The organism is Pseudomonas sp. 18-147, assembly GCF_051048045.1.
Taxonomy (GTDB): Bacteria; Pseudomonadota; Gammaproteobacteria; order Pseudomonadales; family Pseudomonadaceae; genus Pseudomonas; species Pseudomonas aeruginosa.
Genome location: NZ_CP182296.1, coordinates 2,268,721 through 2,283,566, shown reverse-complemented (window position 1 = coordinate 2,283,566; position 14,846 = coordinate 2,268,721). Strand labels below are relative to the sequence as shown.

The window sequence follows — 14,846 nt, the reverse complement described above, 5'->3', positions numbered from 1 at the left end:
TCTCCTTACAACTGCACGCCGGAGAACGACATGAAGCCCAACGACATCAGGCCGATGGTGATGAAGGTGATCCCCAGGCCCTGCAGGCCCTCGGGGACGTCGCTGTACTTGAGCTTCTCGCGGATACCCGCCAGCGCGGCGATCGCCAGCGCCCAGGAAAAGCCCGAGCCGACGCCGTACACCGTGCTCTCGGCAAGGTTGTAGTCGCGCTCGACCATGAACAGCGAGCCGGCCATGATCGCGCAGTTCACCGTGATCAGCGGCAGGAACACGCCCAGCGCGTTGTAGAGGCTGGGTACGTACTTGTCGAGGAGCATCTCGAGGATCTGCACGATGGCGGCGATCACCCCGATGTAGCTGAGCAGGCCGAGGAAACTCAGGTCCACCTCGGGCAGCCCGGCCCAGGCCAGCGCGCCGTCCTTGAGCAGGTAGGTGTAGATCAGGTTGTTGGCCGGCACGGTGATGGTCTGCACCACGATCACCGCGATACCCAGGCCGATGGCGGTCTCCACCTTCTTCGAGATGGCGATGAAGGTACACATGCCGAGGAAGAACGCCAGCGCCATGTTCTCGACGAACACGGCCTTCACGAACAGGCTGATGTAGTGCTCCATCAGTAAGCCTCCTTGCTGGATACCTGCGGGGCCATCTTGTAGGTCGGGGCCTCGACCTGGTCTTTCTTCCAGGTCCGCAGGGCCCAGATGATCAGGCCGATCAGGAAGAACGCCGAAGGCGGCAGCAGGAGCAGGCCGTTCGGCTGGTACCAGCCGCCATCGTTGACCGTCGGCAACACGCTGATGCCGTAGAGCTTGCCGGCGCCGAACAGCTCGCGGACGAAGCCCAGCACCAGCAGCATGGCGCTGTAGCCGAGACCGTTGCCGATGCCGTCGAAGAACGACACGAGCGGCGGGTTGGCCATGGCGAAGGCTTCGGCGCGGCCCATCACGATGCAGTTGGTGATGATCAGCCCGACGAACACCGAGAGCTGCTTGCTCAGGCTATAGGCATAGGCCTTGAGCACCTGGTCGACGACGATCACCAGCGAGGCGATGATCACCATCTGCACGATCATCCGGATCGAGCTGGGAATCTGCCGGCGGATCATCGAGATGAACAGGTTGGAGAAGCCGGTCACCAGGGTCAGGGCGATGGCCATGACGGTAGCGGTCTTCAGGTTCGAGGTTACCGCCAGCGCCGAGCAGATCCCGAGGATCTGCAGGCCGATCGGATTGTTCTGGAAGACCGGATTGAACAGGACTTCGCGGATCGTGGGTTGAGCAGCCATCACGCCTCCCCTTTGCGCAGATTGGCGAGGAAGGCGTCGAAACCGTCCTTGCCGAGCCAGAAATGCAGCAGGTTGTCGACACCCTTGCTGGTCAGGGTGGCGCCGGCCAGGCCGTCGACCTGGTGGGTCGCCTTCGCCGATTGCGGGTCCACCGAGCCCTTGATGATCTGTACGGCAAGATCGCCCTGGGCGTCGTAGAGGGTCTTGCCGACCCACAGCGCCTTCCATTTCGGATTGTCGACCTCGCCGCCGAGACCGGGGGTCTCGCCATGCTGGTAGAAGCCGAAGCCGGCGACCGTATTGAGGTCGCCCTTGAGCGCCAGGAAGCCGTAGAGGGTCGACCACAGACCGTAGCCGCGCACCGGCAGGATCAGGGTGTCGAGCTTGCCGTCGGTCTCCACCAGGTAGACCGTGGTATAGCGCTCGCGGCGCTTGATCGAGGCGATGTCCTCGGCGGCGGGCAGCGCATCCGACAGCGCCGGGTCCTTGGCCGCTTTCAGCGGGTCGTAGCCGAGCGGGTCCTGGGCATCGCTGAAGGTGCCGCTCTGCAGGTCGACCACCTTGGCGGTGATGCGACTGTCGAACAGCGCCTTGACCTCTTTGCCGGACATGCCCGGCTCGCCGAGACCAGCGATGGCGAGGATGCTGCGCTGCTTGTCGAGCAGGCGGTTTTCCGCCTGGGTCGGCTTCAGCGCCACCGCCGCGCCAGCGACGAACACCGAGCTGACCAGGCACACCACCAGGGCTACCAGCAGTGTGCGGGTGGTGGATTCTTGATTAGCCATTGCGCGCCAGCCTCCGCTTGATGTTGGCCTGAACGACGAAATGGTCGATCAGCGGTGCGAACAGGTTGGCGAACAGGATCGCCAGCATCATGCCTTCCGGGAACGCCGGGTTGACCACCCGGATCAGCATGACCATCACTCCGATCAGGGCGCCGAACAGCCACTTGCCGGTATCGGTCATGGACGCCGAGACCGGGTCGGTGGCCATGAAGATCATGCCGAAGGCGAAGCCGCCGGTGACCAGGTGCCAATACCAGGGCATGGCGAACATCGGGTTGCTGGCCGAGCCGATGGCGTTGAACAGGTAGCTCATGGCGACCATCCCCAGCATCACCCCGGCGACGATGCGCCAGGAGGCGATGCGGGTCAGCAGCAGCACGGCGCCGCCGATGAAGATCGCCAGGGTGCTGGTCTCGCCCATCGAACCCTGCATGTGGCCGAGGAAGGCATCCATCCAGGTCAAGCCGTGGCCGAGGATGTTGTCCACGCCGCCGGCGGCGGCCAGGCTCAGCGAGGTGGCGCCGGCGAAGCCGTCCACCGAGGTCCATACCGCGTCGCCGGACATCTGCGCCGGGTAGGCGAAGAACAGGAAGGCCCGGCCGACCAGTGCCGGATTGAGGAAGTTCTTCCCGGTGCCGCCGAACACTTCCTTGCCCAGCACCACGCCGAAGCTGATCCCCAGGGCTACCTGCCACAACGGGACGGACGGCGGCAGGGTCAGGGCGAACAGCACCGAGGTGACGAAGAAGCCTTCGTTGACCTCGTGGCGGCGGATGCTGGCGAACAGCACCTCCCAGAAACCGCCGACGATGAAGGTGGTCAGGTACACCGGCAGGAAGTACGCGGCGCCCTGGACCAGGCAATCCCACAAGCTGTTCGGGTCGAACCCGGCCAGCGCGCCGATCAGGGCGAAGCGCCAGCCATCCTGGGCGCTCAACAGGTCGGGGCTCTGGGCGAAGATCAGGTTGGCCTGGTGGCCGACGTTGTACATGCCGAAGAACATCGCCGGGAAGGTGCATAGCCAGACGATGATCATCATGCGCTTCAGGTCGATGCCGTCGCGCACGTGCGCAGTGGTGCGGGTGACGCTGCCGGGACGATAGAGGAAGGTGTCCACGGCTTCGTACAGCGGGTACCACTTCTCGTAGCGCCCGCCCTTCTCGAAATGATGCTCGACCTTGTCGAGCAGGTTACGCAAACCCATGGCTCAGCCCTCCTGCTCGATGCGTGCCAGATTGTCCCGCAGAATCGGGCCGTATTCGTACTTGCCGGCGCAGACGTAGCTGCACAGCGCCAGGTCCTCTTCGTCGAGTTCCAGGGCGCCGAGCTTCTGGGCCATTTCCGTGTCGCCGACGATCAGGTAGCGCAGCAGTTGAGTCGGCAGGATATCCAGCGGCATCACCGCCTCGTAGTTACCTACCGGCACCATCGCCCGTGGGCTGCCGTTGGTGCTGGTGGTGAAGGCGAAGCGCTTGCCGCCGAGCAGCCTGGAGACGAACACGTTGAGCAGCGAATGCTTTTCCACCCCGGCGCGCAGGTAGTGGAGGAACTCGCGCTGGTCGCCCTCCTTGAGACAGGACAACTGCAGGTGGTAGCGCCCCAGGTAGGCGTAGGCGCCATGGGCGGTGCGACCGCCCAGCACGGAGCCGGAGATCAGCCGGTTGTTGCCCGGCTGCAACTGGCCGGCGGCCAGTTCGTCGAGGTTGGCGCCCAAGCGGGTGCGCACCAGACGCGGCTTTTCCACCACCGGACCGGCCAGGGCGATCACCCGCTCGGTCCACAATTGCCCGGTCGTGAACAGCTTGCCGATGGCGATCACGTCCTGGTAGTTCAGGTTCCACACGCTCTTGCCGGCACCCACCGGGTCAAGGAAGTGGATATGGGTGCCGGGCAGGCCCGCCGGATGCGGACCGGAGAATGCTTGCGCGGTCACGCCGGAGAGCGCCTCGCCGGGTAGCGAAACGCCTTCCGCCTTGCACAGGAATACCCGGGCCAGGCGCCCGAGCACCGTCAGCCCGGCCTGGAAGGCCTCGCCCTGCTCCGCGATAACCACCTGCGGATCGGCGGCCAGCGGCTGGGTATCGATGGCAGTGACGAAAATCGAACTGGGGCTGGACTCGGGATCGGGCACCTTGCTGAACGGCCGGGTCCGCAGCGCGGTCCACAGGCCCGACTGCAACAGGTTGTCGCGAACCTGCTCGGCGCTCAGCGTGGCGAGTTTGTCAGCGGGATAACGGGCGAACTCCAGTTGCTCGTCGCCGTCGAGATCGATGACCACCGATTGCAGGACGCGCTTCTCGCCACGATGGATGGCACTGACCACACCGGCGCCGGGTGCGGTATAGCTGACGGAGGGATTCTTCTTGTCGGTGAACAGCGCCTGCCCCAGCTTCACCCGGTCGCCTACCTGCACCGCCATGGTCGGCTTCATGCCGTGGTAGTCGAAACCGATCAACGCCACGCTGCGTACCGGGCGTGCTGCCTCGATGCGCTGTTCGGGGGCGCCGCTGATGGGCAGGTCCAGGCCACGTTTTATCTTGATCATGTCTAGTGCCTAGTGGTCGTGGACAGAAAAGACGAGGCCCAAGTCAGAAAATGACCATCATCGCGCGCAACGTACTGAATTGGCACGATTGATGAATGGCCCCGCAAGGTAACCACGGGATTATAAAGAGCCACCTCCCCGGGAGCCACCCAAGCCGCACACCGGGTCTTGAAACGCGTAACAGAAAACGACAGAAAAACATGCCCGTGCGAAATGAAAAACGGGAGCCGAAGCTCCCGTCCTGCGCCACCCGCAGGCTCAGGCCTGCTGGCCGAGCCCGCGCCTTTCCGCCAGCGACAGCTTGACCCGGTAGCACAACCACATCAGCAGCAGCCAGAATGGAATGGCGTACACCGAGATGTTGATCCCGGGGATCATCAGCATGATGCCAAGGATGAACACCACGAAGGCCAGGCACAGGTAGTTGCTGAACGGCGACCAGAGCGCCTTGAAGAAGGTGTCCACGCCCTGGCGCTTCATCGCCGCGCGGAACTTCAGGTGCGACAGGCTGATCATCGCCCAGTTGATCACCAGCGCCGCCACCACCAGCGACATCAGCAGCTCCAGCGCCTTGTGCGGCAATACGTAGTTGACGATCACGCAGAGGAAGGTGATCAGCGCCGAGACCAGGATCGACAGCACCGGCACGCCCCGGCGGTCCACCGACATCAGCACCTTCGGCGCGTCACCCTGGGCGGCCAGGCCGTAGAGCATCCGGCTGTTGCAGTAGACGCCGCTGTTGTAGACCGACAATGCCGCGGTGAGTACTACGAAGTTGAGGATGTTGGCCGCGGTGCCGCTGCCGATCAACGAGAAGATCTGCACGAACGGGCTGCCGCTGTAGTCGTCGCCGGAAGCGTTGATGGTCTCCACCAACTGGTCCCATGGATACAGCGAGAGCAGCACCGCCAGGGCGCCGATATAGAAGATCAGGATCCGGTAGATCACCTGGTTGATCGCCTTCGGGATCACCTTCCGCGGCTCGGACGCCTCGGCGGCGGTGATACCCACCAACTCCAGCCCCCCGAAGGAGAACATGATGATCGCCAGGGTCATCACCAGGCCGCTGAGACCGTTGGGGAAGAAGCCGCCGCGGTCCCACAGGTTGCTCACCGAGGCTTGCGGTCCGCCACCGCCGCCGACCAGCAGGTAGATACCGAGCAGGATCATGCCGACGATCGCCGCTACCTTGATGATCGCGAACCAGAACTCGGTCTCGCCGAAGGCTTTCACGTTGGCCAGGTTGATCGCGTTGATCAGCACGAAGAACGCCGCCGCCGTCGCCCAGGTCGGCACGTCCGGCCACCAATACTGGATGTACTTGCCCACCGCGGTCAGCTCCGACATGCCCACCAGGATGTACAGCACCCAGTAGTTCCAGCCGGAAAGGAAACCGGCGAATCCGCCCCAGTACTTGTGTGCGAAGTGACTGAAGGAGCCGGCCACCGGCTCCTCGACGATCATCTCGCCGAGCTGGCGCATGATCAGGAAGGCGATGAAGCCGCCAATGGCGTAACCGAGGATCATCGACGGGCCGGCCGTCTTGATGACGCCCGCCGAGCCGAGGAACAGCCCGGTGCCGATCGCCCCGCCCAGCGCGATCAACTGGATGTGGCGATTCTTCAGGCCACGCTTCAGCTCGCCCTGGTGCAGATGTTGACCATCCATTGAAAAACCCTAAATCGAAGTGAGTAGTTTCTTGTTCTGGTTATCCACAGAAATGAAAAACGGGAGCCCGAGAGCTCCCGTTTTCCTCTACGCCTTGCGCATCAACGCGGGAAGGCCGGCGGGTTGACCCCAGCCATGTCTTCCATCACGCGCACTACCTGGCAGCTGTAGCCGAACTCGTTGTCGTACCACACGTACAGGACGACACGGTTGTCGTTGCAGATGGTCGCCTCGGCGTCCACCACGCCGGCATGGCGCGAACCGACGAAGTCGGTGGAAACCACTTCCTGGGAGCTGACGAAGTCGATCTGCTTCTGCAGGTCCGAGTGCATGGCCATCTGGCGCAGGTACTCGTTGATCTCTTCGCGGGTGGTGGCCTTTTCCAGGTTCAGGTTGAGGATCGCCATGGACACGTTCGGCGTCGGCACACGGATCGCATTGCCGGTCAGCTTGCCTTTCAGCACCGGCAGGGCCTTGGCCGCGGCGGTGGCGGCACCGGTCTCGGTGATCACCATGTTCAGCGGCGCGCTGCGGCCACGACGACTGCCCTTGTGGAAGTTGTCGATCAGGTTCTGGTCGTTGGTGTACGAGTGAACGGTCTCGACGTGACCGTTGACGATGCCGTACTGGTCGTTGACGGCCTTCAGCACCGGCACGATGGCGTTGGTGGTGCAGGAGGCGGCCGAGATGATCTTGTCGTCGGCGCCGATGTCGGTGTGGTTGATACCGTGCACGATGTTCTTCAGCGCACCCTTGCCCGGAGCGGTAAGGACCACGCGATCGATCCCCGGGCACTTCAGGTGCTGGCCGAGGCCTTCGGCGTCGCGCCACTTGCCGGTGTTGTCGACCAGCAGGGCGTTCTTGATGCCGTACTGGGTGTAGTCGATCGACGCCGGATCGTTGGAGTAGATCACCTGGATCAGGTTGCCGTTGGCGGTCAGCGTGTTGTTTTCTTCGTCGATGGTGATGGTGCCGTCGAACGGACCGTGCACCGAGTCCCGACGCAGCAGGCTGGCCCGCTTGACCAGGTCGTTCTCGGCGCCCTTGCGCACGACGATCGCGCGCAGGCGCAGGCCGTCGCCGCCGCCGGTCTTCTCGATCAGGATGCGCGCCAGCAGGCGGCCGATGCGGCCGAAGCCGTAGAGCACGACGTCGGTGCCTTCGCGGGCATCGCCGTTCTGCTTGCCGACCACCTCGGCCAGCTCGGCCTTGACGAAGTCCTCGATGCTGCGGCCGTTACCTTCTGCCTTGAACTTGGCGACCATCTTGCCCAGATCGACGGAAGCGGCGCCCAGCTTGAGCTCGCTCATCGCCTTGAGGATCGGGAACGTCTCGTGAACCGACAGCTCGGCGTCATCAGCCATGCGATGACGGGCGAAACGATGCGCCTTCATGATCGCGATCACCGAGCGGTTGATCAGACCACGGCCATGGATCGAGGTCACCACATTGTTATTGCGGTAGAGCTGGCCAATCAGCGGGATCATGGCTTCCGCGATGGCTTCACGATCGATCCATTCACCGAGACACTGGTCGGGCTTCTGAGTCACGGGCAATACCTTCCACATGTAGGGGATGAAAAAAGGGGCTACATTATGACCGCGCCGGCCAGGCTCGGCAATCTGCAGCAGTCGGAAGACTGACATCCAGCAGTCGGGAAAGTTACAATCCGGCGGGTCAAATTCCCGACCGGAGCCCAGCTTGCCCGTGTCCGTACTGCGTCTTCCCAGCCTGCCGGCCAGCGCCGGCAAGCAACACTGGGGCAACCTCCCCGGTGCCGCGCTGAGCCTGGCTGTCGCCGAGGCCGCCAGTTCCGCCAAGCGCTTCACCCTGCTGCTGACCGCCGACAGCCAGAATGCCGAACGCCTGGAACAGGAACTGCGGTTCTTCGCCCCCGACCTGCCGGTATTGCATTTCCCCGATTGGGAAACCCTGCCCTACGACGTCTTTTCGCCGCACCAGGACATCATTTCCCAGCGCATCGCCGCCCTCTACCAGTTGCCGCAGCTCAAGCACGGCGTGCTGGTGGTGCCGATCTCCACCGCCTTGCACCGCCTGGCGCCGACCCGCTTCCTGCTCGGCAGCAGCCTGGTCCTCGACGTCGGCCAGAAACTCGACGTCGAGCGGATGCGCCTGCGCCTGGAAGGCGCCGGCTACCGCTGCGTCGACACGGTCTACGAGCACGGCGAGTTCGCCGTCCGCGGCGCGCTGATCGACCTGTTCCCGATGGGCAGCGAGTTGCCCTTCCGTATCGACCTGTTCGACGACGAGATCGAGACCCTGCGCACCTTCGACCCGGAGACCCAGCGCTCCATCGACAAGGTCGAGTCGATCCGCCTGCTGCCGGCACGCGAATTCCCCCTGAACAAGGAAGCGGTCACCGGCTTCCGCGGCCGCTTCCGCGAGCGCTTCGACGTCGACTACCGGCGCTGCCCGATCTACCAGGACCTCGCCAGCGGTTTGACACCCTCGGGAATCGAGTACTACCTGCCGCTGTTCTTCGAGGAAACCGCGACCCTCTTCGACTACCTGCCGCAAGACACCCAGGTGTTCTCCCTGCCCGGCATCGAACAGGCCGCGGAGCAGTTCTGGAATGACGTACGCAGCCGCTACGAGGACCGCCGGGTCGATCCGGAACGGCCATTGCTGCCGCCGGCGGAAGTGTTCCTTCCGGTGGAAGACTGCTTCGCCCGGCTGAAGAACTGGCCACGGGTGGTCGCCAGCCAGGAGGACGTCGAGCCGGGCGTCGGGCGCGAGCGCTTCCCGGCCCTGCCGCTGCCGAACCTGGCGATCGAAGCCAAGGCCGCCGAGCCGCTGGCCGCGCTGCGCCGGTTCATCGAGGAGTTCCCCGGCCGCGTACTGTTCTGCGCCGAATCGGCCGGACGCCGGGAAGTCCTGCTGGAGCTGCTGGCCCGACTGAAGCTGCGCCCCGAGGAAGTCGACGGCTGGCCGGCCTTCCTCGCCAGCCAGGCACGCCTGGCGATCAGCATCGCGCCGCTGGACGAGGGCCTGCTGCTGGACCATCCGGCCCTCGCCCTGGTCGCCGAAAGCCCGCTGTTCGGCCAGCGCGTCATGCAGCGCCGGCGCCGGGAAAAGACCCGCGACGGCGGCGACGCGGTGATCAAGAACCTCACCGAGCTGCGCGAAGGCGCGCCGGTGGTGCACATCGACCATGGCGTCGGCCGCTACCTGGGCCTGATCACCCTCGAGGTGGACAACCAGCAGGCGGAATTCCTCATGCTGCAATACGCCGAGGACGCCAAGCTCTACGTGCCGGTCGCCAACCTGCACCTGATCGCCCGCTACACCGGCGCCGACGACGCCCTGGCGCCGTTGCACCGGCTCGGCTCGGAAACCTGGCAGAAGGCCAAGCGCAAGGCCGCCGAGCAGGTCCGCGACGTCGCCGCCGAGCTGCTCGACATCTACGCCCGCCGCGCCGCCCGCGAAGGCTTCGCGTTCAAGGATCCGCAGGCCGACTACGCGACCTTCTCGGCCGGCTTCCCGTTCGAGGAGACGCCGGACCAACAAAGCGCCATAGAGGCGGTGGTCGCCGATATGCTCGCGCCCAGGCCCATGGACCGCCTGGTCTGCGGCGACGTCGGCTTCGGCAAGACCGAAGTGGCGATGCGCGCGGCGTTCGTCGCCGTGCATAGCGGCAAGCAGGTGGCGGTGCTGGTGCCCACCACCCTGCTCGCCCAGCAGCACTACAACAGCTTCCGCGACCGCTTCGCCGACTGGCCGGTGAGCGTCGAGGTGATGAGCCGCTTCAAGAGCGCCAAGGAAGTCGAGAATGCTGCGCGGCTACTGGCCGAAGGCAAGATCGACATCCTCATCGGGACCCACAAGCTGCTCCAGGAAGACGTGAAGTTCGCCAACCTGGGGTTGGTCGTGATCGACGAGGAACACCGCTTCGGGGTGCGCCAGAAGGAGCAGCTCAAGGCCCTGCGCAGCGAAGTGGACATCCTCACCCTCACCGCCACGCCGATCCCGCGGACCCTGAACATGGCCGTCTCCGGCATGCGCGACCTGTCCATCATCGCCACGCCGCCGGCGCGCCGCCTGTCGGTGCGCACCTTCGTCATGGAGCAGCAGAACGCGGTGATCAAGGAAGCGCTGCTCCGCGAACTGCTGCGCGGCGGCCAGGTGTACTACCTGCACAACGAAGTGAAGACCATCGAGAAGTGCGCCCGCGACCTCGCCGAACTGGTCCCGGAGGCGCGCATCGGCATCGGCCACGGACAGATGCACGAGCGCGAGCTGGAACAGGTGATGAGCGACTTCTACCACAAGCGCTTCAACGTGCTGGTGGCCTCGACCATCATCGAGACCGGCATCGACGTGCCCAGCGCCAACACCATCCTCATCGAGCGCGCCGACAAGTTCGGCCTGGCCCAGTTGCACCAGTTGCGCGGCCGCGTCGGTCGCAGCCACCACCAGGCCTACGCCTACCTGCTGACACCGCCGCGCCGTCAGATGACCCCGGACGCCGAGAAACGCCTGGAAGCCATCGCCAACGCCCAGGACCTGGGCGCCGGCTTCGTCCTCGCCACCCACGACCTGGAGATCCGCGGCGCCGGCGAGTTGCTCGGTGACGGCCAGAGCGGGCAGATCCAGGCGGTCGGCTTCACCCTCTACATGGAAATGCTCGAACGGGCGGTGAAGGCCATCCGCAAGGGCGAGCAGCCGAACCTCGAGCAGCCGCTGGGCGGTGGGCCGGAGGTCAACCTGCGGGTGCCTGCGCTGATCCCCGAGGATTACCTGCCCGACGTGCATGCCCGGCTGATCCTCTACAAGCGCATCGCCAACGCCCCTGACGAGGAAGGTTTGCGCGAGTTGCAGGTGGAGATGATCGACCGCTTCGGGCTCCTGCCCGATCCGGCGAAGAACCTGATGCGCCTGACCCTTCTGAAGCTGCAGGCGGAAAAACTTGGAATCCTCAAGGTCGATGCCGGACCGCAGGGCGGTCGTATAGAATTCGCCGCCGATACCCAGGTCGACCCGCTGGTATTGATCAAGCTGATCCAGGGCCAACCGAACCGCTACAAGTTCGAAGGCGCAACCCTGTTCCGCTTCCAGGTGCCCATGGAACGACCGGAAGAACGCTTCAATACCCTGGAGGCGCTGTTCGAGCGCCTGACACCGCAAACCACCTAAGGATTAGCCTATGCGCTTGTTCCGTTGCCTTGCCCTGCTGCTCTCACTGGCCGCCCCCGCGGCATTCGCCGGCGGTCCCTACCAGGTGGAACTGGTGGTGTTCCGCCAGGCCGGCGATGCCGTGCCGTCCAGCCAGCCGGCCCCGGACGACTGGGCCACCGGCGCACAGCCGCTGGCCAGCGACGCCCTGCGCGCCACCGCGCTCGACAACCAGCTCGCCAAGCTCAGCCAGGACAACGGCTACACCGTGCTGCTGCACAAGGCCTGGCGCCAGGACATCGGCGAGACCCCGGTGAAGATCGCCCTCAGCGAAGGCCAGGAACAGGATCATCATTTCCCGGTGGAAGGTACGCTGACCCTCAGCCAGGTGCGCTTCGTCGACATGGAGGCCGATTTCTGGGTCAATCGCTTCGGCGACGACGGTTTCCTCGCCGGCAGCCAGCACATCAGGCAGGGCACGCGGCTGAAGAATGGCGAACTGACCTATCTCGACCATCCGAGCCTGGGCATCCTGATCAAGGTGGTGCCGGTCGGCGCCCGTCCCGCCGCCCCCAATCCCATGGAAATGGAAGAACAGCAGGCACCGGCGGACGCGCCCCCCGTCGAAGGCGGCTTCGACGCCGCACCTCCTGCGCAATAGCGAAAAAGGCCGCAATAGCGGCCTTTTTTTCGTTGCGATGGCCGCCTAGCCGGCCAGGACCCGCGCCAGCACCTCGCGCACCTTGCCGATGCCATCGTGCAACGCCTGTTCGATTTCGGCCATGGTGATGATCCCCGCCGACTTGCCCGCCGCGGGATTGACCACCAGCGCCAGGCAGGCGTAGGGCAGGTCCAGCTCGCGGGCCAGTGCCGCCTCGGGCATGCCGGTCATGCCGACGATATCGTTGCCGTCCCGCTCCAACCGGGCGATTTCCGCCACCGTTTCCAGGCGCGGCCCTTGGGTGCAGGCGTAGACCCCATGGCTGCTGTGCGCCAGCCCCAACGCACGCAACGCCTCGATCAGGCGCTGGCGCAACGGCTCGTCATAGGGGTGGCTGAAGTCGATATGGGTGACATGCTCGATATCGCCGGCAAAATAGGTGTGCTCGCGTCCCGAGGTGTAGTCGATCAACTGGTGCGGCACGCACAGGTGCCCCGTTCCCATCGCCGCATGGATGCCACCCACCGCGTTGACCGCGATCACCGCCTCGGCACCCGCCTGCTTCAGCGCCCAGAGATTGGCGCGGTAGTTCACCTGGTGCGGCGGGAAGCGGTGCGGATGACCGTGACGTGCCAGGAACAGCACCTCGCGCCCGGCGTAGCGGCCACGCTGGAGCGGCGCGGACGGCGCGCCATACGGCGTTTCGATCGGCAGGGACTCGCCCAGCGTCAGCCCTTCCAGCTGGGTCAGGCCGGTTCCTCCGATAATCGCGTAGACACTCATCGACAGCTCCCTCAATCAATCAGTTGCGCGGCGCGCAACGCGGACAGTGCTTCCAGCCAGCGCGGCTGCTGGCGATAGTCGGTATTCGCGTAGCCCTTGCCACGCATGCGTTGCAGACGCGACGGCGGGGTCACCTTCAGGCGTTGCAGGGCAGCCAGGGCCAGCTCGGCGGAAGCCCGGTCGTTGCACACCAGGCCCATGTCGCAGCCCGCGGCCAGGGCGGCCTCGATGCGGCTGGCGGCGTCGCCGACCACATGGGCGCCGGCCATCGACAGGTCGTCGCTGAATATCACCCCGTCGAACTTCAGCTCGCCGCGCAGGATCTCCTGCAACCAGCGCCGGGAAAAGCCGGCGGGCTGCGGGTCGACCTGCGGATAGATGACATGGGCCGGCATCAGCGCGTCGAGCTGTCCGGCCAGGCGGGCGAACGGAACCAGGTCGCTGCGCCGGATTTCCTCGAGACTGCGCGCGTCTTCGGGAATCGCCACATGGGAATCGGCCTCGGCCCAGCCGTGACCGGGAAAATGCTTGCCGGTGGCGGCCATCCCGGCGGCATGCATGCCGCGAATGAAAGCACCGGCAAGCAGCGCGGCACGCTCCGGGTCGCCCTCGAAGGCGCGGCTACCGACCACGGCGCTGCGCTGGTGATCGAGATCCAGCACCGGCGCGAAACTCAGGTCGAGGCCGACCGCCTGCACCTCGGTCGCCATCAGCCAGCCACAATGCTCGGCCAGCTCTTCGGCATTGGGGTTGTCGGCGATCGCGCGCATCGCCGGCAGGCGCACGAAGCCCTGGCGCAGGCGCTGCACGCGCCCTCCTTCCTGGTCGACGGCCAGCAACAGGTCGGGACGGATGGCGCGAATGGCCGCACACAGTTCGCGAACCTGGGCAGGATGCTCGATGTTGCGAGCGAAGATGATCAGCCCGCCCACCTCGGGGTGGCGCAGGATTTGGCGGTCCTCGGCGGTCAGCCAGGTGCCGCCGATGTCGAGCATCAGAGAGCCTTGCATGAAGAGTCCTATGGCCTGGAAATCAGCGAAGCCCGCCGTCACGGGCCTCAGACAGCGCACACTGTACTGCACCCGGCAGAAAGACTTAAGTCCCGGGGCGGTACCGCGCGCCTGCCAATGGAGCCGGCCTGGCGCATGGAGTTCCGCCCGGAGCACAGAGAAAGGAGAAAAGAAAACGGCGCCCTGGGGCGCCGTCTGCGATCAGGCCTTGGCGGGCGTCTTGTTCCGCGGGCGCAGTTGCGCCCCGGCCAGCAGCGGATCGTCGATGCCGCTCTCGGCGCGCATGCCGGCAGCGAAGAACGGCACCATCAGGTGCATCACCTGCTCGGTGGAAGTGTTCACGCCGAAATCGGTTTCCGCCATCGCCCGCAGGGCCTTGATCCCCGACATGCTGAAGGCGGCCGCGCCGAGCATGAAGTGCACGCGCCAGAACAGCTCGATGGGCGGCAGCTTCGGCGCAGCCTCGTTGACCAGCAGCATGTAGCGCCGGAAGACCTTGCCGTAGACCTCCTCCAGGTACTTGCGCAGGTGCCCCTGGCTCTGGCTGAAGGCCAGGCCGAGCAAGCGCATGAAGATCGACAGGTCGTTGCCGCTGCGCGGCTTCACCGCCATCGCCTGGGACACCAGCAGGTGCAGGAGGTCCTCCAGGGTGGCGTGCTGGGCCTCGGGCTTGGCCTGGCGACGATCCAGCTCCTTTTCCAGGCTGGCGCAGAATGGCCCGAGGAAGCGCGAGAACACCGCCTGGATCAGCGCCTTCTTCGAACCGAAGTGATAATTCACCGCCGCCAGGTTGACCCCGGCCTTGCTGGTGATCAGACGCAACGAGGTTTCGGCGAAGCCTTTTTCCGCGAACAGCTGTTCCGCCGCATCGAGAATGCGTTCGACGGTTTCCGACTGGGCCATGGTTTCTCCGCCTGACAAACACTTGTTTGAAACATACGTTTCAGCCACATCCCTTGTCAAGCGGCAGATGACG

12 protein-coding genes are annotated in these 14,846 nt (G+C 65.1%); 2 read left to right on the top strand and 10 right to left on the bottom strand.

Going from position 1 to position 14,846, the window contains the following annotated elements:
- Positions 1-5: 5 nt before the first annotated feature.
- The 7 genes from nqrE to ACM0M4_RS10955 all read right to left on the bottom strand — a co-directional run bounded on the left by nqrE (position 6) and on the right by ACM0M4_RS10955 (position 7,851).
- Positions 6-614: an NADH:ubiquinone reductase (Na(+)-transporting) subunit E gene (gene nqrE, locus ACM0M4_RS10985; protein WP_003091182.1), complete on the bottom strand. Its 609-nt coding sequence runs from the start codon at positions 612-614 to the stop codon at positions 6-8.
- On the bottom strand, positions 614-1,288 hold the full coding sequence (nqrD, locus tag ACM0M4_RS10980; protein ID WP_003119802.1) for an NADH:ubiquinone reductase (Na(+)-transporting) subunit D: 675 nt from the start codon (positions 1,286-1,288) through the stop codon (positions 614-616). Before nqrD ends, nqrE begins: the two co-directional genes overlap by 1 nt.
- Entirely contained in the window at positions 1,285-2,070 is a 786-nt protein-coding gene (locus tag ACM0M4_RS10975; protein WP_003105182.1) for a Na(+)-translocating NADH-quinone reductase subunit C, read from the bottom strand. The genes nqrD and ACM0M4_RS10975 overlap by 4 nt, the downstream gene beginning before the upstream one ends.
- Positions 2,063-3,274, bottom strand: a complete 1,212-nt coding sequence (locus tag ACM0M4_RS10970) for an NADH:ubiquinone reductase (Na(+)-transporting) subunit B (RefSeq protein WP_003109478.1) — start codon at positions 3,272-3,274, stop codon at positions 2,063-2,065. Before ACM0M4_RS10970 ends, ACM0M4_RS10975 begins: the two co-directional genes overlap by 8 nt.
- Positions 3,275-3,277: 3 nt before the next feature.
- A complete protein-coding gene (locus ACM0M4_RS10965; RefSeq protein ID WP_003105177.1) occupies positions 3,278-4,615 on the bottom strand; it encodes a Na(+)-translocating NADH-quinone reductase subunit A in 1,338 nt (445 codons plus the stop codon).
- A gap of 258 nt (positions 4,616-4,873) precedes the next feature.
- Complete coding sequence (locus tag ACM0M4_RS10960; RefSeq protein ID WP_003118089.1) at positions 4,874-6,283, bottom strand: amino acid permease; 1,410 nt, start codon at positions 6,281-6,283, stop codon at positions 4,874-4,876.
- Between the two features lie 101 nt (positions 6,284-6,384).
- Positions 6,385-7,851 (bottom strand): glyceraldehyde-3-phosphate dehydrogenase, encoded by a 1,467-nt coding sequence (locus ACM0M4_RS10955; protein WP_010793199.1) that lies wholly within the window; start codon positions 7,849-7,851, stop codon positions 6,385-6,387.
- A 139-nt stretch (positions 7,852-7,990) separates the two neighbouring features.
- Between ACM0M4_RS10955 and mfd the strand changes: the two genes are divergently transcribed.
- On the top strand, positions 7,991-11,437 hold the full coding sequence (gene mfd / locus ACM0M4_RS10950) for a transcription-repair coupling factor (protein WP_003113980.1): 3,447 nt from the start codon (positions 7,991-7,993) through the stop codon (positions 11,435-11,437).
- Positions 11,438-11,447: 10 nt separating this feature from the next.
- A complete protein-coding gene (locus ACM0M4_RS10945) occupies positions 11,448-12,077 on the top strand; it encodes a CsiV family protein (RefSeq protein WP_003091190.1) in 630 nt (209 codons plus the stop codon).
- Between the two features lie 45 nt (positions 12,078-12,122).
- Here the strand turns inward: ACM0M4_RS10945 and ACM0M4_RS10940 are convergent, their stop codons facing one another.
- The 3 genes from ACM0M4_RS10940 to psrA form a co-directional block, all read right to left on the bottom strand.
- A complete protein-coding gene (locus ACM0M4_RS10940) occupies positions 12,123-12,860 on the bottom strand; it encodes an S-methyl-5'-thioinosine phosphorylase (RefSeq protein WP_003122475.1) in 738 nt (245 codons plus the stop codon).
- Between the two features lie 11 nt (positions 12,861-12,871).
- Positions 12,872-13,870 carry a beta-N-acetylhexosaminidase gene (nagZ, locus tag ACM0M4_RS10935; RefSeq protein ID WP_003118092.1) on the bottom strand — a complete coding sequence of 333 codons (999 nt, stop codon included), beginning with the start codon at positions 13,868-13,870 and terminating at the stop codon, positions 12,872-12,874.
- A gap of 201 nt (positions 13,871-14,071) precedes the next feature.
- Positions 14,072-14,773 (bottom strand): transcriptional regulator PsrA, encoded by a 702-nt coding sequence (gene psrA / locus ACM0M4_RS10930; protein WP_003091195.1) that lies wholly within the window; start codon positions 14,771-14,773, stop codon positions 14,072-14,074.
- Positions 14,774-14,846 lie beyond the last annotated feature (73 nt).

Excerpts from the sequence above, each read along its gene's own strand:
- nqrE (WP_003091182.1), bottom strand. The coding sequence starts at position 614 with ATGGAGCACTACATCAGCCTGTTCGTGAAGGCCGTGTTCGTCGAGAAC.
- ACM0M4_RS10975 (WP_003105182.1), bottom strand. The coding sequence starts at position 2,070 with ATGGCTAATCAAGAATCCACCACCCGCACACTGCTGGTAGCCCTGGTG.
- ACM0M4_RS10970 (WP_003109478.1), bottom strand. The coding sequence starts at position 3,274 with ATGGGTTTGCGTAACCTGCTCGACAAGGTCGAGCATCATTTCGAGAAG.
- ACM0M4_RS10965 (WP_003105177.1), bottom strand. The coding sequence starts at position 4,615 with ATGATCAAGATAAAACGTGGCCTGGACCTGCCCATCAGCGGCGCCCCC.
- ACM0M4_RS10960 (WP_003118089.1), bottom strand. The coding sequence starts at position 6,283 with ATGGATGGTCAACATCTGCACCAGGGCGAGCTGAAGCGTGGCCTGAAG.
- ACM0M4_RS10955 (WP_010793199.1), bottom strand. The coding sequence starts at position 7,851 with ATGTGGAAGGTATTGCCCGTGACTCAGAAGCCCGACCAGTGTCTCGGT.
- ACM0M4_RS10945 (WP_003091190.1), top strand. The coding sequence starts at position 11,448 with ATGCGCTTGTTCCGTTGCCTTGCCCTGCTGCTCTCACTGGCCGCCCCC.
- ACM0M4_RS10940 (WP_003122475.1), bottom strand. The coding sequence starts at position 12,860 with ATGAGTGTCTACGCGATTATCGGAGGAACCGGCCTGACCCAGCTGGAA.
- nagZ (WP_003118092.1), bottom strand. The coding sequence starts at position 13,870 with ATGCAAGGCTCTCTGATGCTCGACATCGGCGGCACCTGGCTGACCGCC.
- psrA (WP_003091195.1), bottom strand. The coding sequence starts at position 14,773 with ATGGCCCAGTCGGAAACCGTCGAACGCATTCTCGATGCGGCGGAACAG.